Here is a 19,919-nt window from a genome sequence, read left to right as displayed (position 1 = left end):
TTCTCACCTGGGTGGATATCGTTTCAGACGTCGCAGAGGCGGATCGCCTCGCGCAATGAGGCAACGGGATCGGGCGCTGCAGGCGTGAACTCCTGCGCCAGATACCCCTTGAAGCCGGTGTCGCGGATCGCGCGACAGATGGCCGGATAGTGGAGCTCCTGCTGGTCTCCGATCTCGTTCCGGCCGGGCACGCCTGCGGTGTGGTAGTGCTTGAAGCAGGCGTGATGCTTGCCGATGGTGGCGATGATGTCGCCTTCCATGATCTGCATGTGGTAGATGTCGTAGAGCAGGCCGAAGTTGTCCGAGCCGAGCCGCTGGCACAGCTCCACGCCCCAGGCGGAGTGATCGCACAGGTAGTCGTGGTGATCGACCCTGGAGTTCAGCAGCTCCATCACCAGCACCACGCCGCGCTTCTCGGCATGCCCGAGGATGCGCTTGAGGCCAGCCTCGGCATTGGCCATGCCGTCCTGCGGGTCCATACCGTTGCGGTTGCCGGAGAAGCAGATGAGATTTCGGTAGCCGGCATCGGCCACCAGATCGATGTGCCGCGTGTAGCGTTCCACCAGCTGGTCGTGGAACTCACGGCCGGCAAAGCCCTTGGTCAGGCCCAGTTCCGCGCCGTTGCACATCGAGCTGTACACGCCGTGGGCCTTCAGTGTGGGCCAGTCCTCGGGACCGACCAGGTCGATGGCGGCGAAGCCGAGGGCCTTCACCGTCTGGCAGAGCTGGGCGACCGACAACTGCGGGAAGGTCCAGCGGGCCACGGAATGCTTCAGGTTGCCCTTGAGCGGCGCCGTGGCGGCGAATGCGGGCAGCGCTCCCGCAGTACCCAGAGCTACGCCTCCAGCAACCGCCATGCGCAACGCATCGCGCCGCGTGAGCCCCCTCGAAGGAGCCGGTCTGATCGAATGGATGGACATCCACCTGCCGGCCTCCCAACCGGTATCAAACGCAACGATTCACAGCAATGCAATCGATTGCACCATAGGGGAGGAAATTGTCTGTTTGCAAGTCGCGGTGCACGAAAACTGATGCTGCGAAGCACAACACAGATGACATCGCGCAAAAAGAAAAGCCCCGCATGAGCGGGGCTTTCTTTTGTGCTGCAGGCGAGCGTCCGATCAGAACGGTTGTGTGCATATTAGGAGCTTAGACCCAAATTCAACCAGCCGAAAAAACTCTAAAAATCAACAGCCTGAAGAGCACTTCGACTATTTTTTTCAACAAAGCCGCCTGAATCCGTAGGTCACCCTAAGCGCACCTCAGCGATCGCTAACCGTCACTCGGCAGATCGGTTACCAGCTACACCCCGATCTGCAGGGGGCCATTGTGCACAAGGTGGCTAATCCCCAGGCATAAAGAAGGGGGCTATGGCTGGATCAATCTCGCCAAATTCGAAGATCACCAAGTCATCATCATCGTCATCCAACTTGCTCAATGAGGCAAGTTGGATCAAGCGCCCCTGGGAGAGGGCAAGGGTAAAGGGATTGACGTGCGGGGCGTCGAACCGATACGCCTTGCAGAAGTCTTCCTGTGACAACTTTCCAGATAGCAGCATCATCAGATCCCGAGAAGAAATGCCAACGCTCATGCCTCCTACTCCACTAGTGATTAACCGATATCGACCTTGTACTCTGTGCTTGGCCTCTTGATCTAGGCAGCGACGAGCTGCGTTATAAGGCGCTAGGTGCGGCTCTGGAAAATTAATCGAGGCACTTCGAATCAGTTCATCCAGTTCCGCGTAGGGGGAAATGAGGCGCTTAAGATCAATTGAGGCGCGTACCCTGAGGTCAAAGCGCAGTTTTCTGTCCGTCCGGCCGGAGAAGAAGTCGCGCTTCTCCTCAACGCCAATGAGAAGCACTCCATCAATGCTGGAGTGCTTGGTCAAGAAGTGGTCGACGACCTGTCGGTCGGTGAAGGTGCCGCCCATCGATGCCATCGATGCACTGCTACGAAACAGCCCGCAGTCACCATCGCAGGCCACCAAGAGTTTAAATGTGCCCTCATGAGACCCTTCTAACTGGCCAGTCTTCGCTTTGAGCGCCTTGTAGAGCGGATTGACCTCCTTTGAGGGCGCGACATCGTAGCTGGTGTAGCTTGCCATGGTGCTCGTTTGAGCAGGATCGTAATTAATTGAGAAGTCGAACTTCTTATCGGAGGGTTTAAACGTGTCCTTCTGATGCGGCTTCGTGTTGATCGATTTTAGCCACGGCACGACCTCGCTATGCAGGAGCGCAATCATCTGGCCCCTGTTCGGTATAGCAAGCTGGACTTTGACCTGACCTCGCTTCCCCGTTCGTTCGCCATTGATCCTATAAGCGAGCCTTACAGGATCAACACCATGCTTTCTCGCAAGGGCGGGGGTTTGCTCAAGAATCGCGTCGACCGGATTGTTCTCGTCCAAGCCCCTGTCGGAAATGGCAAGAATATCGCCGACAACCGTAAGGTTCTTCCCCATTGCTGATTGGTAATCGACCAGAAGATCTGGGCGCTTCCCTGAGGGAAGGGGAACTTCATGACGAACTGAGGCCACCTGTGCAAACGCGTCCAATACAACCACTTCCCACATAGTGGGCAGGCGCTGTTCGTTGGGCGTATTGAGCTTTTTGATTAGTCCGGAAAGCTGCTCCGGAGAGACAACGCACTGCAGGCGCTTGATGCATCTCTGCAAATCACGCCGCGAGAAGACGAATTGAGTCATTAGGATCGACCAGACTTCGCAGTGGTGAAGTATCGCAATTATTACCTACGAGGCGGAATCAAAAATACTAAATCTAGCGCATTGACCTACTTCCGTCCCCTCGCCCGGACCAGGCCGAACCTTTATGCTTGGCTAGCCAAGCGGACAGGAACCAAGTTACCGACCCGCTGAAAGGACTTACTTGCTGCGGCGTTCTCCAGATCAGTCTTAAACCACACCATCATCTCCAGTATCTCCTCCGTAAGCTTTTCAAAACGCCCCGAGGAAATACTTAAGTACTCTCCATGCGCGATCTTGTTCCTCGAGGCAAGCAAGGTCTCATCGATCAAATTGAAACGCGCCGAATACTGGGCGACATCAACACCCAACCAGCCCGCAATATTAATAAATATGTCCGATTTTAGGTTTCCATCCGCGGTAATCCCAGCAACGGGGAGCAAAGCTGGCTTATCAAGCAACGACATCAAGTGCGAGATTGCAGGGACTGCTACCGAAGACTTTCCACTGTCCCCCACCGATGTGAGCTTGGCCTTGATACTAAGAGCAATAAATGAATCCTGCAAATCGCGAGTCTTCATTCCCCGAGTAGACACAAAGGCGACGTAGGCATTAGAAGCATTCTTTATATACCCTTCCCAGTGTGCGTAGAGCATGGCGACACCTGCACGAACATGAACATCCGCCTTCTTTGCTTTAGATGATTTGGCCAATGCAAGCAGTTCAATAATCTCTTTTCGGCGCCATGCCAAGTCATCATCAAGGTAGTCAGTCAGATCTCCAATTGACCTAATCTTCATGGTTTAAAATACTCGACAGCAAAGGGCAGCAAATTAGCCATGCGAGTTGTTCCGCGCACACCCTGACCAGAGTAGTTTGAATAGGTTTGGTCCGTCCACAACGCATGAACTTTTTCCACGAGCCAGTTCTGACGCTGACGGTCATCTGGAATCGCCATTATTTCCTTGCGATTTTCCGCCACGCCATAACCAATCACATCAAAGGCTGCAAGCATTGATCTGCCAGTGTGCCGAGTGCCGTCCCATCGCTTGAACGCATCTCCTGCAAAAGCCTGCCACAAAAGATCAAAAGTCCAATTGAATACTTTCGCTTCATCAACCAGATCTTTCTCGGTCATCGCACTCAATTTACGTGCAGCCAGGTCCAAGTACTCATTGACATCCAATCCCTTAGTGTAGGTCGCACGCCGGTAGGCTACAAAACGAAGTACCATTTCATTGTCTTGCGCCAACTCCTCTTGCGTGGGCGTGAGTTGGATCGTCCCCTTGAACTCAGGCTTGGCTGAAAGATCGCGAATCCATTTGAAAAAATCTTCATTAAGCATAACCAGCACGCTGTTGCGCACTTCCTGATCACTCAGCTTCGACCCCCCAGTATTGAGGCGCTGGAACAGTTCGTACTTTGCGTCTTGATCGCTTTCTTTCCGCAAAATTTCAACTCGAATTCTGGCCCTTTTGATCTCAAGCTGCAGCGGCGTATTGAACACCTTGATATCACCAACCTGATCACTATGCCATTTCATACCCTCAAGCGAAGGAAGGAAATTAGTGCCTGATAGAATCAAAGGCTCCGCAAGATTTCCATTTACCCTTAACACCCCCATTAGATGCAGAGCAGTCGAGATACGCTGAAGACCATCGATCAGCTCCCATACACCATCTTCGCGCTGAAAAACAAACACCGGAGGGACTGGAAGCCCGAGCAGAATCGATTCAACAAAGCGGGTCTTCTGTGATTCCTCCCAACGAATTAGGCGTTGATAAGCGGGAGCAATGATCAGCTCATCATTTTTATAGAGACTTGCGATTTCGCCAAGCGACATCTCGTAGCCATCAGTAACGACTTGCCGCTTTGCCTTCTCCAACTCAACCTGAAGATCCTGAATACTCATTTAATTCTCCTTGGCAATTCACTCACAGCCCGCAGTATTTCGACAACCAACAAAACCACCCCATTAAACGAAAACAAAATTCCAGGGAGGCACGCCACTCAAATGACCGTATCAGACAAAGATCTCATGCAAACACCGTCTTCTGCGTAATCATTTCATTCTAACCAACAAGCGGAGCGCCAGCCACTCTCCAGTAGAAGTGCGCACACCAGCGTATCCGGGATGCGCAGCACCACAGCTATCGCGTTTAGGAAGAATTCCCACACTATTGTGGAACGTACCAATTCCGACATGAACGACCTTGATAGGACTAATTCTGGTGTGGTATCAACCATAGCCCTTCATTAAATAAACGTCAGCGCGGGGAACAAAGACGCCGGCATCATTCATCAAGAGCTCATGCCCGCGTCCACACCTCACAGTGGCGAACAACTTCCGCCACTGCCACGATTTCCCCGTCATTTACAGCTCCGATTCGAGCATCAGCTTTCTTGCTCAGTCGTTGATGCTCATTCACCAGCTGGTCCAGAACGGCTTGATGAGGCCCATCGGCCCAAGGTCAAAAATTTCCACAGGCATAGCAAAAGATGAGAGCCAGGAAGCCGCAAATTCTGCAGCTTCCGCTGCTACTGGCCAGCCTCTTCAATGAATCAAAGCGTGCCCCCCTAAAAAACTGGCTTCAGACTAGTAGGAGGCAGAAATCTCCGCGCAAACAAAAACCCCAGCAAGCAAAATTGCTTACTGGGGTCTATTCGCATCGATGCGCTACTAAAAATCAGAACGGAAGTGGCTACCTTTTTTTGACAACGAGAGCAAAAAACCCTGTGCAGATGAACATTCCGTCCCGAGGCGGCGAAATACTGTCAACAGACTACCCAATTAGCGGATGGTTGTTAACGCTTTGACTGATCCTCGCCTCCCAGCTGGAGCATCGGGCTCTGCGGAGCCTCTATTGTTCATCCTCCCCAAAGATCAGCTTGCCGACCATGTAGATCGTGCTCCCAAAGTTGTAGATGAGTTGCTCCCCTTGTTTCAGGAACGACTGGCTTGTATCAATCCCTGCGAGCTTCAGAGCATCGGCCACCTTGTCGCTGGCTGGGTGCGCGTCGGCTAGGCGCATGTCGTATACCCCGGCTACCACGCTAAACACGCCTCGTGCCTTGTCAACGCCGACCTTCTGAGCAAGCACATCTTCAAGCAGCTTGTTGGATCCCAGCTTGTCTTTGTCTGAGCGTGCAGCGATTTTACGCAGCTCACGCACGTTGAGTCGGTCGGAAAAAACTCGCACTAATTCTTTTGCAAGCCGAAGAAGTGTTGACCTATCCGCGCTAACAAACCTCGTCACGACCTGCATCGCGGCTTGATCATCTATTTCATGAGTGAAAAGAGATATCCCATAGCGCTCCTTAAAGCTTCTCTCAAGCAGCCGCATAGTCTGGAACAGCAGCTCCTCGAATGCATCTGTCGAGGCAGGACGCGCCTCGACCTGGGACATCAAGAGCTCTGGAGATACCTTCCCTTCCGGAGCAACGTTGTTAGACGCCCATACGTGCTGCTCCCAAGTTGGCAATTTTGCAATGTCGTACGCATAGATGGTCAACAAATCCGCTGAGTTGATCCCAAAATGCGTCTGATACCCCGATGTGGATAGGATCGCCCCAGTTTCCCGGGTGTACCACTTTAAGGAGAATCCTCTGTGGGCTAGTAGCTCATTTACCACACCTGGACGGAACCAGAGCCATCGGCCGATATCCTCGTCCTTCAGGTCCTGGGAAGCTACGCGAGTACCGTCCGTTTCCGTCACGAAGTGCGGGAGCGCAGAGTCAGCGTCACCTCTGACACGCACGCTAAGTCCCTTGTGATCGATCCATTCGTCTCGCCAGAACTCTCCCTCGACCCTGACCCCCACATATCCACCTCTCTGCCCCTGCCTCTGCTCAGACTCGGTATTGTCGTCGCGCTCCGGCCCCATCACAGGCGCATCTTCTTCAGGGTCCACATCCGTCCTCCAGACGCGAAATGAAGCCCAGCTCCCTCCAAAGACGCGGTCCAGCTCGCGAAGCCTGAGCTCGAACCTCCCTCCGTCCCTTTCCTCATCGACATCTACGAGTTCTTCGTACTCGGTCCCGATCAACGATGGAACGTTCTCAATGCGCCTGCGGTAGTACGACAGCCGCAGCGCCAAGCCCCTCGCGGCCAAGTAGTCGAGTAGGAACTCACGCTTAATCTCGATGGACGTATGACTTCCATCCTCCTCCAACTTCTCACGAACCACCTCAACGAAGTCTTCCTCAGGACGAACCCAGCTGTTTCCATCCTTCACTAGGCGAAGTGCGATCACCAGATCAGGGCTAAGTATCCATTTCCTACCGCCAACCACTGGCTGGTCATGTTCGTACACAAGCTCAACCCCGAGGGGCTCCCTGTCGTTGTACTCGAACTCATCGACAGGAGAATAGTGCCCATCATCGTAGGCATACGGCCGAACGCTGTGCGATATCCCTATCTGCCCCCAACTCAAGCGCTCTGCTCTCTCACGGTGCTCCGGAGGAAATGCGACAGATCCGCAGCCAAAGAACTCGCTGACGTACCCAACAGTCTGCGGGTCGGCTCCGCGGTCCTCCAGCGTCTCCAATGCGCGCAAGGGAACCCACGTGGAGTTGTCGAAACGCCGACGCGTCTCCCGGGTCTGGAGGATCCATTCTCTCTTCATGACCTAAATCCTATCGGTTGTGGGCAAGTGCAAATTTACTTCCGAAACACGAATCGACTTGCACCTCGTAGACCTAAAAAAAATCATTGCTTCTACACACATAAAGGGAAGACATGCCCCCCCAGAAATTCGCACCGCTCACCTATGGGGAAAATCAACCCTTCTTAGTGACGGAGCGCTCTGCTTTGCTAACGACACCCGCACCCGCACCCGCACCCGCATGCTAGACCACTGGCAACGGCGAATTAAGGTACACGTCGTCTAGGCCTCGGACACTGGCGTTGTATGCCCATCTGACAAACTGTTCAAGTAAGCGAGCGTTCTCCGCTTCGAGCCGTGCGAGCTCGCCCTCCAACCGGGCAATACGATCCATCGCCACCTGCATCTCTGGCAAGTTCTCAAAGGATCGCTGGCGACGATCACCGTTAGCTAGTGCAAGCTTGCGCTGCTCAAAAGCAGCCTGAATTCGAGTGTGCTTATGCAAGGCTTGCCGCGTATACCTTGCGTAGAGATGCTTTTCGACGGCATCCAGCAGTCCCTCCCAGGTCAAACGGCCAGACCAGCCGTCAAGGATCCCGACAATCTTCGCAACATCCGAATCACTGAGGTTCTTTGCTCTACTCATGATGCAGACCCCTCCACTTCAACCTTCCACTCCATAAGCACTGAGCCCTCGTCTCGATGCGTTAGTGACCGGCGTGCCTCTTTCGCTTGCTGCAACCGTGATGCAGGCCTTACATGATTCAATCGAATCAACGCGCCGCGTGCCACCGCGGGATCGTCCAAGATCTTGATCAGCTCTAGAAGTCTGGAGTGCGTCAATCTCTGGTGTTCAACCCACCGTGATGCGCCGTAGGTTCCACCAGCCTCGGCGACTTCCGCTTCACCCAGAAGAGCTGCAGTTTCAGCCAGCTTAGATCGCGCGTTTGCTTCGCCCACCTCATCCCCCTTAATGCAGACTTGCTCGTTGCAATTCGCACAGTCCCGATGCAAGGAACAAGGAGACATGACGAAGTCGTGGACGCAGAATCCGAAATCGGTCGTGTGGGCGGCTTGGATGCCCATTTCCGCGAACTTCTCTCGAGGAATTAGGCTAACGCGGACCTGCGGCAGCGGCTCGACCGCCAGTTCAGTCACCGACTCGCGCTGCCTTTCCTGCCGCAGCCCCACAAGCCGCGCCTGAACATCGCGATCAGAGACGTGGTTGTATGAGTCATTCTGACGAACATCATTCCGACCCGACCACTTTGCGATGTCGAGTTCACTCATGCCACCGGCCTGAGCCAAGGTATTCAGATAGTGTCTGAATTGGTGAGTACGAATGACGATTGGAGATCCGTCCAAATCGAAGTAGCCCAGATGATCGAAGACGGACTTGACTCCGTGCTCTGTACGACCACCAAGACCAGTAGAAATAAAGTCCTGATCTGGCGCCTCGATGACGCAACGGAACGTACGCCTGGTCCGATGCAACTCATTACGCCGAACCACGCAAAGCGCTTCGCTGTACCGCAGATCAGAATCGACATCCAACCATGGGAATCCTCTGGGCAGGAAGCTGATGACAGAAGCCTCAACATCCGAGAACTTGATCACAGTTCTGCCGCGACGCTTCTCGAGAGGCACGCCATTACCCAAACACCACGCCCTAGTGCTCGCGGGCGACGCCGATTCTGCAAAAAGGACTTCGCCGAGCTCTGCAATTGACAAGTCACCGCCGCGCAAATGCTCGAGATGTGATGGGAGGAACATCGACTTGGGATTGCGTTCGTACCAGCGCGCCACGCGACGCGCCTCTGCAGATAGTTCATTGAGTCTTCTCACGGCCTCGCGCACGACCGAACTCATAGATGGCACAACCCACTTGACCATGGGGTCTGCACCCTTGGAAGGCCAGAACCGCAGCCCATATGCCGGCGACGCATCGGGACGAGCTGTTGTGACCTCAGGCTCCGCCCTAAGCAGCAAAACCTCATTCACCCGATCCGGGGCCGAGCACATGATCCCCGCCGCCGACGTTACAAACAGATCAGCAGGTTCGCTCGCCGCGCGAAAGGCCAGCGCTAGGCATTCCAACGAGCGGGGGCTGGGAAGCTTAGCCTGTCGTGCAGCCTCGAACTCCTCTCCTACCCTACCGTTCGCGTCCGTCGGGCGAGGTATGGAATTGGACCACCGCAATGGGACAGCCGCTAAGCGATTGTCATCAATGAACGACGCAAGCATCTCCAATTGTGAACCGACTCGATAGCCCGCAGATGGGCTGTACTTGGCCCGGATGAGTAGAGCCGCTCTATTAAAGGTCGCCGCAGTGACAGATGCGACGTTACAAGCCCCCTGATCTTCCAGTACAGCCGCCAATGCTCGCAGGGAGGCGAGCCGAAACCCTATACACTTCGTTGGCCGCATCCCATGCTGATATCGAAGGTAGGACTTGGCGAACGAACCGAAGGGCTCGGGCATCGGGCGTGGTACGCGCTCGTTAACTGATTCCCATGAGCTAAAAATAGCGCGAAACGCGCCTCGCTTAGCTTTGATTCTGACAGAATCCGCGATCTCCCATGCCATTTCATCGAAGGCAAGCTCGGCACCAAAGATGGTCAACTCATTCCGGCACAGAGCGATAAACGCAGAGACATTTTGCTCGGCATTTCGCTCACTACGCGGCTGGAAGAGAACTACTTTAGCCACAGGCTTTAGCTCCACCGAGTGAGCAACGACGCACCTTAGCCTGGCGGCATTCCTCTATCACGGCCGCAACTGCGAATATGGTTCGGTCATTGATGGAAGCGATGCGCTTATCAGAATGCCTGAGCTGCTTTTCACGCTGGTCAAGCAGGTGCTGTAGTACCGCCTCATGTGGCCCATCCATCCACGCCTCGAAGCTGGTGCAGGTGTAACAGGCGATCGGAGCATTGAATCCGCAGAATCCGTGTGTTCCACAATCGCCCATAGGGGAACCGCTTCGATCAATACGCAGATCGATTACGCGCTTCGACGTATTCTCGCCCAATCCCTCCACAAGCGTTCCCGCGAACGCCTGGGCCAAGGGAGCCATCTCCATGGCAATGGCACGATCAATGCGCTCGATGATTGCAGGCGAACTGGCCGAGTAAACGCCAACATTCTGGGTGTCTGTGTGATCGAGAAGTCGGGCGATGACCAAAGGACTGTACCCCTCTTCTCCAGCTCGCGTTCCGATCGTTCTCCTGAATCGGACACCGCTTATGCTCATCGCCTTACCCGTGCGCTCGGAGACGACTGACAGGCTTTCGAGAACGGCCGTAATCGTCCGGCCAATCATGACGGAAGTCCGATGGAATTCAAATCCTTGGGCACCCCCCTTCGAGCGCACAGAGGGAAAGAGAGGGGCTTGCCCTGCATCGTCTAGGATCGAACAGAAGCGTGCGCGAACGCTCTCAGCGTACGAACTGACATGCTCACCAAACTGCTCGACAAGCGGGCGTTCTACGAACTGAGCACGCGAAAAATTGGCACCCTTCTTAGCGCTTGGCATCTGGATGGAATACTTCAGCATCCCATCAGCATCTGTTTCCACCCTAACATCGCAGACCTTTAAGGACGCGTACTGCTTGCTGCGCTGACCCAATAGGATAAAAAGCCACGCCAAGGTGAAATCCGCTGTAGACACATCACCTTTTGCATATGCTTGATTGAGCGCTGATTGCAGCGCTTCTTCTTCGAGATGGGTGAAAGGACCATCATGTGGATCCCATGTAAGTACTGACACACCCTTGTCATTGCCCTTGAGCCGCAATTGTTTGAGAAGCAGCTCGACGTCTTCACCGACCCCTGGGTAGCCCAGCTGGACCCATTTGCGGAGGAACCCCGCGAAGGACCCCAAGTACCATTCCTTCGACTGATGGAGGCCCGCACGGTAGTTCAGCAAATCTACGGCTGTGATGCTGGAAACCTGCATAGGCGTAGCACGTAGGAAGTGCTGCAGCCTTTGAAACATATTCTTTAGATGGTCGGGAGAACGATTCTCTGCATACCACGTCAGTACGGACTTGGCACCATTACGCAGCGCTGGCGAAGCGTTTGGCAGCTGATCGAAGTCCAAATGAATGTTATTGACACCATCGCGGTATGCCCAGATATCGGCGCTTGGATCGAACTCGATGCCCGACTTAGTGCGACTGCCTACCCATACAGTGAGTGCACGCGCCTCGCTAGCTTCTTGCTGATACAAGGGGTCATGTGTCACCTGCTCTTCCTCACTGGGCGGCTAAAGGACTTGGCTTGCATCTCCAGCGACGCATCATTGCTTTTTCGCTGCACGTGCCTTTTCGTGTAGTGCGAAGCCATCTTCGACCTAGGTGACCAGCCCATCGTCTGGGTCCGCATCCTTTCCTCGTCTTCTGCAGACACACCTTGGCTATCCATGAGATCAGAGAAGTCGTCGTTCCAGGTGTGCCTCAAGACATGTGGTGAGAGGTCATCAGGAAGACCGGGGACCTTGCTACGCAGCTCCCTGAAAAGCTTGTTGAGCGCCGGCTTTGACAGCGGCTGGCCTGTTCCCGTCGCCACGAAGAGATAGGGATGGCGGCGCGCACCTTTGATCTTTGCTCGTTCCCCCATTATGTAACTCTGGATCAACTTCGCCAGATCAGGACTCAGTGCAAGTAGGCGACCTCGCGTTTTGACAAGCGGCGCGCTTTTTCGCGGCTCTTCGGGGTTGCCAGGCCGCCGAACGATCGTGACCTCCCCGGTCCGAATGTTGACGTCACTAGCGTAGGTAGCAAGCAGCTCACCGTTACGAACGCCCAGAAGGAGTAGCCAGAGGAAGATAAGTTGGTTGCGAACCCGGACGTGCCTGTTCTTCCAGGGGTTGTCCGCACTGTCGGGATCAATGACCTCGAGAATGCGTGCACGGACCTCCGCGTCTACCCCCTGACGGCTAGCCTGCGCGGAATGGCGGCTGGGCATTCTGGCATTGATAAGGCTGACGAAAGTTTGAGTGGCCTCGAGCAAGCTGTGATTGTGAGGATGTCCTACCTCTAGCTTCAGGCGCCGACCGGCTGTTAGCCAGGAGATGTAGTCGCGAATGTATGCCATACGGGTTGCCTTCGTGTCGGCACCCACCTGAGCCGGCGCTTTCACCGTGGGGCGCATTCGGGCCTGCTCCAGCGTTACGACCCTAGACACCACCGCTCGGGGTGACTCATCCATCTGGCTCAGAGCGTCGAGTTCCTCTTGCCGCAATCCAACCAGCTTGGTGAGCAACTCCACCTCTCCTAGGGTAAAGAGCCGACCGTCATTGATTCGATCGTGAATGTCTATACCGAGATGACGAAACACTTGATGGCCAATCATCACAGCCCTGGCCGCGTGCTCGAGCGTGTTGGTGGCCAGGCCAACTGCCCGAAGCTCGGTAACCAGAAATAGGTTTGGATGCCAGAGGGGGATCCCGATTCCCTGCAGAGAAGCATCGGAAGTCGCTCTCCAGACTCGAACCGAACTGTTTTCACCCTGTAGCCAGCGGCCATGTTGACGTTTCCGAAAGGTAGTCGGTAAGCCGGGAAATCGGCAGCCGCCGGAAAACGTTAACAACAAAAAAAGGCCCTTGGCAAATGCGCCAAGAGCCCTTGTTAACAGATACTAAAAGGTATCCTCTAGAAGGGAATATCGTCGTCAGCGAAGTCGTCCATCGGCGGCGCCTGCTGCGGCTGCGGGCGCTGGTTGCCACCCTGGTTGCCGTAACCGCCGCCCTGGTTGCCGCCCTGGTTGCCATAGCCACCGCCCTGGCCACCACGCTGGCCGCCGCCACCGCCGCCGTACTCCTGGCGCGGAGCCTGCTGGCGCTGCGGGCGCTCGCCGCCGTAGTTGCCACCGCCACCGCCACCGCCGCCTTCACCACGGCCGCCCAGCATCTGCATTTCATCGGCGATGATATCGGTGGAGTACTTCTCCACGCCGTCCTGGCCGGTGTACTTGTCGTAGCGCAGGCTGCCTTCGACGTAGACCGAGCTGCCCTTGCGCAGGTACTCGCCGGCGATCTCACCGAGCTTGCCGAAGAACACCACACGGTGCCATTCAGTACGTTCCTGCTGGTTGCCATCCTTGTCCTTGCGGACGCTGGTGGTGGCCAGGCTGATGCGGGTGATCGCCATGCCGCCCTGGGTGTACTTCACGTCCGGGTCGTTGCCGAGGTTGCCGACCAGGATGACTTTGTTGATGCCGCGCGCCATAGATGGATTCTTCCGTTGTCCGGGGCTGGACCAGTGATAGCACACCCGACGGGGTGCCGATACGCTGGACCTCCCACGGTTGCGAATGGGGGATATCGGAACGAGGCATCTTACCATTCCCTTCGCCCCCGGCCCGTCGGGAATCCGGCCGATCCGGGTCGGAACCGGCCTCAACGAAGCGGGGGGCGATCCAGCAGCAGGCCGGTGACCCGCGTAACCTCCCCCACCGCCACCACCTTGGGCCCTTCATGGCAGTGGAAGCGCACGCCCGGCCGGATACGCTCCCGGTGCAGCCCCGCCCTCAGCACCTCATTGACCACGGTCAGGCCGGCCAACAGGGACTCTCCCACCGGCAGCGGCAGCTCGCTCGCCCAGCTGTCGCCCTCGGCGTGCCGGAAGTCGGGCCAGATCATGAACAGCTCTGGCGCCCCGGCGTCATCGGCGTAGGCGAAGTCCCAGCGGATACCGTTCCGGGCCGGGCTGCGTCGCCCGCCCTCCTCCGGCGCGAGGATACGGATCCGCGCCTCGAAATCATCCGGAACATCCGGGTACAGGCGAAAGGACACCGCTTGGCTCCATCAGGCTGTGGCACTGACCGTCGCACACCCGCGACCTTGACCACAAGCGGCGTCGGCCGGGACTGCCGGCAGCCACCCCATGGCATCATGCCCGGGCACCTTTCCCCTGCCCCCTCCGCGTGCCCATGACGATCAAAGGCAAAGCCACCTCCCTGGACATCGCCCACCTGGCCGGGGTCTCCCAGCCGACCGTGTCGCGGGCCCTGCGCGGCAGCCCGATGGTCAATGCCGAGACCCGCGAGCGCATCCTGCGCATCGCCCGCGAGCTGAACTACAAGGTCGACAAGAACGCCTCCAGCCTGCGCCTGCGCAACGCCGGCACGCTGGCCCTGCTGTTCTTCGAGGACCCGACCAACGACGATTCGCTGATCAACCCGTTCTTCCACTCGATGCTGGGCTCGATCACCCGTGCCTGCGCCTTGCATGGGCAGGACCTGCTGGTCTCGTTCCAGCAGCTGTCCACCGACTGGCAGGCCGATTACGAGGACAGCAACAAGGCCGACGGCATCATCCTGCTCGGCTACGGCGACTACCACCAATCGCGCGACCGCCTGCAGCGGCTGGTCGAACAGGGCACGCACTTCGTGCGCTGGGGCGCCGCCCTGCCCGGCCAGCCCGGTGTTTCGATCGGCAGCGACAACTTCCAGGGCGGGCATGACATCACCACCCACCTGCTGCAGCAGGGCTGCCGCCGCATCGCCTTCCTCGGCCATGCCTCCAGCCATTACCCCGAATTCCAGGAGCGCTACCGCGGCCATGTCGCGGCCCTGCAGGACCACGGCCTGGCCGCCGAACCGGCGCTGCAGCACGATGCAATCACCACCGAGGCTTCCGGCCAGGAGGCCTGCCAGGCGCTGCTGGCGCGCGGTGAACCGATCGATGCGATCTGCGCCGCCAGCGACCTGATCGCCATCGGCGCGATGCGGGCCCTGCGGGAGGCCGGCCTGCGGGTACCACAGGACGTGGCGGTGACCGGCTTCGACGACATCCCGCTGGCGGCCTCGGTATCCCCGGCGCTGACCACGGTGCAGCAGGACACCAAACAGGCCGGCCAGCTGCTGGTGGAACGCCTGCTGGCGCTGATCGGCCGGCAGCCGGTGGAGAGCCAGAGCATCCCGGTGAAGCTGGTGGTGCGGGAATCGTCGCTGCGCCGGTAAGCGCCGCCAGGCCTCCCGCCACGCCCCAACGTGCGACGGCGGAATTCTCCCCCCATGACCAACGGCGGATGCGCACGGAGGCTGATGCGCGGATAACGCGCAGACATCGTCCATGGAAAGGTGTACGTCGCATGCTGAAGATCGATTCGCTGTCCAAGACGTACGCCAACGGCGTGCATGCCCTCAACAACGTCAACCTGGACATCCCGCGCGGCATGTTCGGCCTGCTCGGCCCCAACGGCGCCGGCAAGTCGTCGCTGATGCGCACGCTGTCCACCCTGCAGGAGGCCGACGGCGGCACGGCCACGCTCAGCATTCCAGGCGAGGCGCCGATCGACGTGCTGCGCGACAAGGACGCCGTGCGCCGCCGGCTGGGCTACCTGCCGCAGGATTTCGGCGTGTACCCGAAAGTCAGCGCGCTGGACCTGCTGGAACATTTCGCAGTGCTCAAGGGCCTGACCCAGCGCGCGCAGCGCCGCGAGGTGGTCGATGGGCTGCTGCAGCAGGTGAACCTGTGGGACGCCCGCAAACGCAAGCTGGGCACCTACTCCGGCGGCATGCGCCAGCGCTTCGGCATTGCCCAGGCGCTGCTGGGTGACCCGCGGCTGGTGATCGTCGATGAACCCACCGCCGGCCTCGACCCGGAAGAGCGCAACCGATTCCTCAATCTGCTGGCGGCCATCGGCGAGAACGTGGCGGTGATCCTGTCCACCCACATCGTCGAGGACGTGACCGATCTGTGCCCGACGATGGCGATCATGAACAAGGGCCAGGTGCTGCTGACCGGCCGCCCCAGCGAAGCGATCGACGCCCTGCAGCACCAGGTCTGGCGCAAGCAGGTTGAACCTTCGGAACTGGCTGACCATGAAGCACGCTACGTGGTGCTGTCCACCCGCCTGGTCGGTGGTCGCCCGGTGATCCACGTGCACAGCGCCAACGACCCCGGCGACGGCTTCGCGGCCGTAGCTCCCGACCTCGAGGACGTGTACTTCCAGCGCCTGCGCCTGCAGGCCCGTGCCCGCGCGGCAGCCTGAGCGGAGCACGCCATGATCCTCAACTTCTTCCGCTTCGAGCTGCGCGAGCAGCTGCGCTCCCCGCTGCTGTGGCTGCTGGCCGGGCTGTTCGCCCTGCTCGCCTTCGCCGCCGCCTCCAGCGACGCGGTGCAGATCGGTGGCGGCGCCGGCAACGTGCACAGCAACGCGCCCACCGTGATCGCGCAGATGCTGGGCATCTTCACCCTGCTCGGCATGCTGGTCACTGCCCTGTTCGTCAGCAATGCGCTGCTGCGTGACTTCGAACTCGGCACCGCCGAACTGATCTTCGCCAGCCCGGTGAAACGCCGCGATTACCTGGCCGGGCGCATCGCTGCCGCGCTTGCGGCAGGCCTGCTGGTCTACGTGCTGATCGCATTCGGCCTGTGGCTGGCGCCGTTCATGCCGTGGGTCGATCCCGAGCGCATGGGCCCGATCAGCTGGCAGGGCTATGCGTGGACGTTCGCGGTCATCGTCATTCCGAACCTGTTGTTCACTACGGCACTGCTGTCGCTGCTGGCAGCGCTGACCCGTTCGATCCTGTGGGTCTACATCGGCCTGGTGGCCTACCTGGTGCTGTATGGCGCCAGCGCGGCCCTGCTGCGCGACATCGACAACACGTGGATCGCGGTGCTGAGCGAACCGCTGGGCATGCGCGCACTCGGCCGCACGATCCGCTACTGGTCCACCGCCGAACGCAACAACGGGATTCCCGAGCTGGCCGGTTACCTGCTGGCCAACCGTGCTCTGTGGTTGGGTGTGGCTGCCGCGCTGTTCGCCGCCACCTTCGCGCTGTTCCGCACCGAACGCAGCGGCAGTGGCCGTCGGCGCTGGGGCCGCAGGCAGGCGCAACCGGTTGCCGATGCCAGCGTGGTCCGTCCCACCCGCGCGACGCTGCCGCGCGTGATACCGGCGTTCACTGCCACCACGGCGTGGCAGCAGTTCCTGCGCCAGGTCCGCTTCGATACACGCGGCGTGCTGCGCAGCGTGCCGTTCATCGTGCTGCTGGTACTGGGCCTGGCCAACTTCCTGCCCAGCGCGCTGTTCCGGCAGACCCTGTACGGCACCTCGATCTGGCCGGTCACCTCGCAGATGATCATGGGCCTGCAGGGTGCCTTCAGCTGGCTGCTGGTGATCATCGTGCTGTTCTTCGCCGGTGAGCTGGTCTGGAAGGAACGCAGTGCGCGCATCAATGAAGTGACCGATGCCATGCCGGTGCCGAACTGGGTGCCGTTGCTGGCCAAGTTCACCGCACTGCTGGCCGTGATCATCTGCTTCCAGGCCGCCGGCGCGCTGGCCGCTATGGGCGTTCAGCTGGCCAAGGGCTACACGCATCTGGAGCCGCTGCTGTACCTGCGCAGCCTGGCGCTGGATTCGGTGGTCTACATCCTGATGGGGGGCCTGGCGCTGGTGCTGCAGGTGCTCACCAACAACAAGTTCGTCGGCTACGCGCTGCTGATCGTGGTGATGATCGGCCAGGGCGTGCTCGGCCTGCTGGACTACACGCAGAACCTGTACAACTTCGGCAGCTGGCCCAACGCGCCCTATTCGGACATGAACGGCTACGGCCACTTCCTGACCGGGCAACTGGCGTTCCAGGGCTACTGGGCCCTGTTCCTGCTGACCTTGATGTGCCTGGCGTCAGCCTTCTGGGTACGAGGTGTCAGCCAGGGCCTGCGCCAGCGCCTGGCCTTGGCCGGCCGCCGCCTGCGCGGCCCGACCGGGGTCTTCGCCGGAGTCGCCGCATTGGCCTTCGTCGGCCTGGGTGGCTGGCTGTACTGGAGCACCAACATCCGCAACGAGTTCGTCTCGCCCGACCAGCAGCTGGATCTGCAGGCCCGCTACGAACGCGAGCTGTCGAAGTACCGCACGCTGCCGCAGCCTCGCATCGTGGCGGTGGACAATCGTGTGGACCTGTTCCCGGAATCGCAGTCGATGGTGATCGATGCGAACTGGACGGTGCGCAACACCCACGCCACGCCGATCGAGGACGTGCACGTCTCGATGGGTGATGACAAGCAACTGGTCGCGGTCGACCTGGGTGGGCAGACACTTTCGATGCATGACGCCGATCTCGGCTACCGCATCTACCGCCTGCAGAAACCGCTGCAACCGGGTGAAACCCGCAGCGTGCATTTCCGGGTGGTGCAGAAGCCCAACGGCATCACCGCCGGCCAGGCACCAAGCAACATCGTCGACAACGGCACCTTCTTCAACAGCCGCGTGCTGCCGTCGTTCGGCTACAACGAAGGCGCCGAGATCAGCGACCGCAACGAGCGGCGCAAGCGCGACCTGGGTGAGCCGCGGCGCATGCCCAAGCTGGAAGACGAAGCCGCACGTGCCAACACCTACATCTCCAATGATGCCGACTGGCTCGACTTCCGCACCACGGTCTGCACGGCACCGGACCAGGTGGCGCTGGCCCCGGGCTACCTGCAGCATGAGACCACGGTCAACGGCCGACGCTGCTTCAGCTACGCCATGGACCGGCCAATGCTGAACTTCTACGCCTACCTGTCGGCACGCTGGGAGGTGCGCAGGGCGAAGTACAAGAACATCCCGGTGGAGGTCTACTTCGACCCAGCGCACGGCTACAACGTGGACCGTATGATCGAAGCGGTGCAGAAGTCGCTGGCCTACTACGAAGCGAACTTCACCCCGTACCAGCACCGCCAGGTACGCATCATCGAGTTCCCGGGCTATGCGCGCTTCGCGCAGTCGTTCGCCAACACCATCCCCTACTCCGAGGCCATCGGTTTCATCGCCGACCTGCGTGACCCGGACAAGGTGGACTACGTTTTCTACGTAACCGCGCACGAGATCGCACACCAGTGGTGGGCGCACCAGGTGATCGGTGCCAACGTGCAGGGCGCGACGGTGCTGTCCGAATCGTTGTCGCAGTACTCTGCGCTGATGGTGATGGAGCAGGAGTACGGCCGCCAGCACATGCGCCAGTTCCTCAAGCGCGAACTGGACGGCTACCTGTCCGGCCGCGGCGGCGAGGCCATCGAGGAACAGCCGCTGGAGCGCGTGGAGAACCAGCAGTACATCCACTACCAGAAGGGTTCGCTGGTGTTCTACCGGCTGCGCGAGGAGATCGGCGAGCAGGCGCTTAACCGCGCATTGAAGCGCTTCCTGCAGGACAAGGGGTACCAGCAACCGCCGTACACCACCTCACGCGAGCTGCTGGACTACATCCGCGCCGAGACCCCGGCCGACCGCCAGCAGCTGGTCACCGACCTGTTCGAGAAGATCAGCTTCTACGACAACCGCGTGATGGCCGCCAGCGCCCGCAAGCGCGATGACGGCCGCTACGACGTGACCCTGGACCTGCACGCCGCCAAGCAGTACGCCGACGGCAAGGGCAAGGAGAGCGACGGAAAGATGGATGACTGGGTCGAGGTCGGCGTGTTCGCCAATGGGCCGTCGGGCAAGGAGCGCGACCAGAAGGTGCTGTACCTGCAGCGCCACCACATCACCAACGCCGATCCGAAGATCACAGTGACGGTGGATGAAAAGCCGGACGAAGCAGGCTTCGATCCCTACAACAAGCTGATCGACCGGGTGAGCGATGACAACCGGCGCAAGGTAACGATGTGAGGTAACGGAGCGCCGGCCTAT

15 protein-coding genes are annotated in these 19,919 nt (G+C 58.8%); 4 read left to right on the top strand and 11 right to left on the bottom strand.

The annotated features are described in order from the left end of the window. Positions 1–23: 23 nt before the first annotated feature. Positions 24–920, bottom strand: coding sequence for a TIM barrel protein (locus O0K41_RS02385; protein WP_164221467.1), 897 nt, complete (start codon positions 918–920; stop codon positions 24–26). Here O0K41_RS02385 and O0K41_RS02380 point away from each other — a divergent pair. After that, the gene (locus O0K41_RS02380) at positions 856–1,032 is read left to right on the top strand and encodes a hypothetical protein (RefSeq protein ID WP_164221395.1); all 177 of its coding nucleotides are present in this window, start codon (positions 856–858) and stop codon (positions 1,030–1,032) included. The two genes, O0K41_RS02385 and O0K41_RS02380, sit on opposite strands and share 65 nt — an antisense overlap. A 310-nt stretch (positions 1,033–1,342) precedes the next feature. Here the strand turns inward: O0K41_RS02380 and O0K41_RS02375 are convergent, their stop codons facing one another. The 10 genes from O0K41_RS02375 to O0K41_RS02330 all read right to left on the bottom strand — a co-directional run bounded on the left by O0K41_RS02375 (position 1,343) and on the right by O0K41_RS02330 (position 14,098). Continuing rightward, positions 1,343–2,701 (bottom strand): hypothetical protein, encoded by a 1,359-nt coding sequence (locus O0K41_RS02375; protein WP_164221469.1) that lies wholly within the window; start codon positions 2,699–2,701, stop codon positions 1,343–1,345. A 122-nt stretch (positions 2,702–2,823) separates the two neighbouring features. Then, positions 2,824–3,498 (bottom strand): MAE_28990/MAE_18760 family HEPN-like nuclease, encoded by a 675-nt coding sequence (locus tag O0K41_RS02370; RefSeq protein ID WP_164221471.1) that lies wholly within the window; start codon positions 3,496–3,498, stop codon positions 2,824–2,826. Continuing rightward, complete coding sequence (locus O0K41_RS02365) at positions 3,495–4,610, bottom strand: DUF262 domain-containing protein (RefSeq protein ID WP_308304429.1); 1,116 nt, start codon at positions 4,608–4,610, stop codon at positions 3,495–3,497. The genes O0K41_RS02370 and O0K41_RS02365 overlap by 4 nt, the downstream gene beginning before the upstream one ends. A 949-nt stretch (positions 4,611–5,559) precedes the next feature. Then, positions 5,560–7,323 carry a hypothetical protein gene (locus O0K41_RS02360; RefSeq protein ID WP_049418569.1) on the bottom strand — a complete coding sequence of 588 codons (1,764 nt, stop codon included), beginning with the start codon at positions 7,321–7,323 and terminating at the stop codon, positions 5,560–5,562. A gap of 223 nt (positions 7,324–7,546) precedes the next feature. Continuing rightward, positions 7,547–7,948, bottom strand: a complete 402-nt coding sequence (locus O0K41_RS02355; protein WP_049418571.1) for a hypothetical protein — start codon at positions 7,946–7,948, stop codon at positions 7,547–7,549. Further along, on the bottom strand, positions 7,945–9,195 hold the full coding sequence (locus tag O0K41_RS02350) for a hypothetical protein (RefSeq protein ID WP_219630465.1): 1,251 nt from the start codon (positions 9,193–9,195) through the stop codon (positions 7,945–7,947). The genes O0K41_RS02355 and O0K41_RS02350 overlap by 4 nt, the downstream gene beginning before the upstream one ends. Positions 9,196–10,003: 808 nt before the next feature. After that, complete coding sequence (locus O0K41_RS02345) at positions 10,004–11,548, bottom strand: site-specific integrase (protein ID WP_049418575.1); 1,545 nt, start codon at positions 11,546–11,548, stop codon at positions 10,004–10,006. Next, entirely contained in the window at positions 11,545–12,567 is a 1,023-nt protein-coding gene (locus tag O0K41_RS02340; protein WP_308304428.1) for a tyrosine-type recombinase/integrase, read from the bottom strand. The genes O0K41_RS02345 and O0K41_RS02340 overlap by 4 nt, the downstream gene beginning before the upstream one ends. A 389-nt stretch (positions 12,568–12,956) precedes the next feature. Further along, positions 12,957–13,532, bottom strand: a complete 576-nt coding sequence (locus tag O0K41_RS02335) for a single-stranded DNA-binding protein (protein ID WP_164221472.1) — start codon at positions 13,530–13,532, stop codon at positions 12,957–12,959. Positions 13,533–13,702: 170 nt separating this feature from the next. Beyond that, on the bottom strand, positions 13,703–14,098 hold the full coding sequence (locus O0K41_RS02330; RefSeq protein WP_154267733.1) for a hypothetical protein: 396 nt from the start codon (positions 14,096–14,098) through the stop codon (positions 13,703–13,705). Between the two features lie 137 nt (positions 14,099–14,235). Here O0K41_RS02330 and O0K41_RS02325 point away from each other — a divergent pair, with 137 nt between their 5' ends. The 3 genes from O0K41_RS02325 to O0K41_RS02315 all read left to right on the top strand — a co-directional run bounded on the left by O0K41_RS02325 (position 14,236) and on the right by O0K41_RS02315 (position 19,898). Beyond that, positions 14,236–15,267 (top strand): LacI family DNA-binding transcriptional regulator, encoded by a 1,032-nt coding sequence (locus O0K41_RS02325; RefSeq protein ID WP_164221474.1) that lies wholly within the window; start codon positions 14,236–14,238, stop codon positions 15,265–15,267. Between the two features lie 131 nt (positions 15,268–15,398). Further along, positions 15,399–16,301 carry an ABC transporter ATP-binding protein gene (locus O0K41_RS02320; RefSeq protein WP_164221476.1) on the top strand — a complete coding sequence of 301 codons (903 nt, stop codon included), beginning with the start codon at positions 15,399–15,401 and terminating at the stop codon, positions 16,299–16,301. A gap of 12 nt (positions 16,302–16,313) precedes the next feature. After that, positions 16,314–19,898, top strand: coding sequence for an ABC transporter permease subunit (locus O0K41_RS02315; RefSeq protein ID WP_164221477.1), 3,585 nt, complete (start codon positions 16,314–16,316; stop codon positions 19,896–19,898). Positions 19,899–19,919 lie beyond the last annotated feature (21 nt).

It is taken from the genome of Stenotrophomonas sp. Sm2128 (genome assembly GCF_030985535.1).
In the GTDB taxonomy this organism is placed as follows: domain Bacteria; phylum Pseudomonadota; class Gammaproteobacteria; order Xanthomonadales; family Xanthomonadaceae; genus Stenotrophomonas; species Stenotrophomonas maltophilia.
The sequence above is the reverse complement of the archived record's forward strand: the minus strand, read 5'-3'. Positions and strand labels throughout refer to the sequence as shown.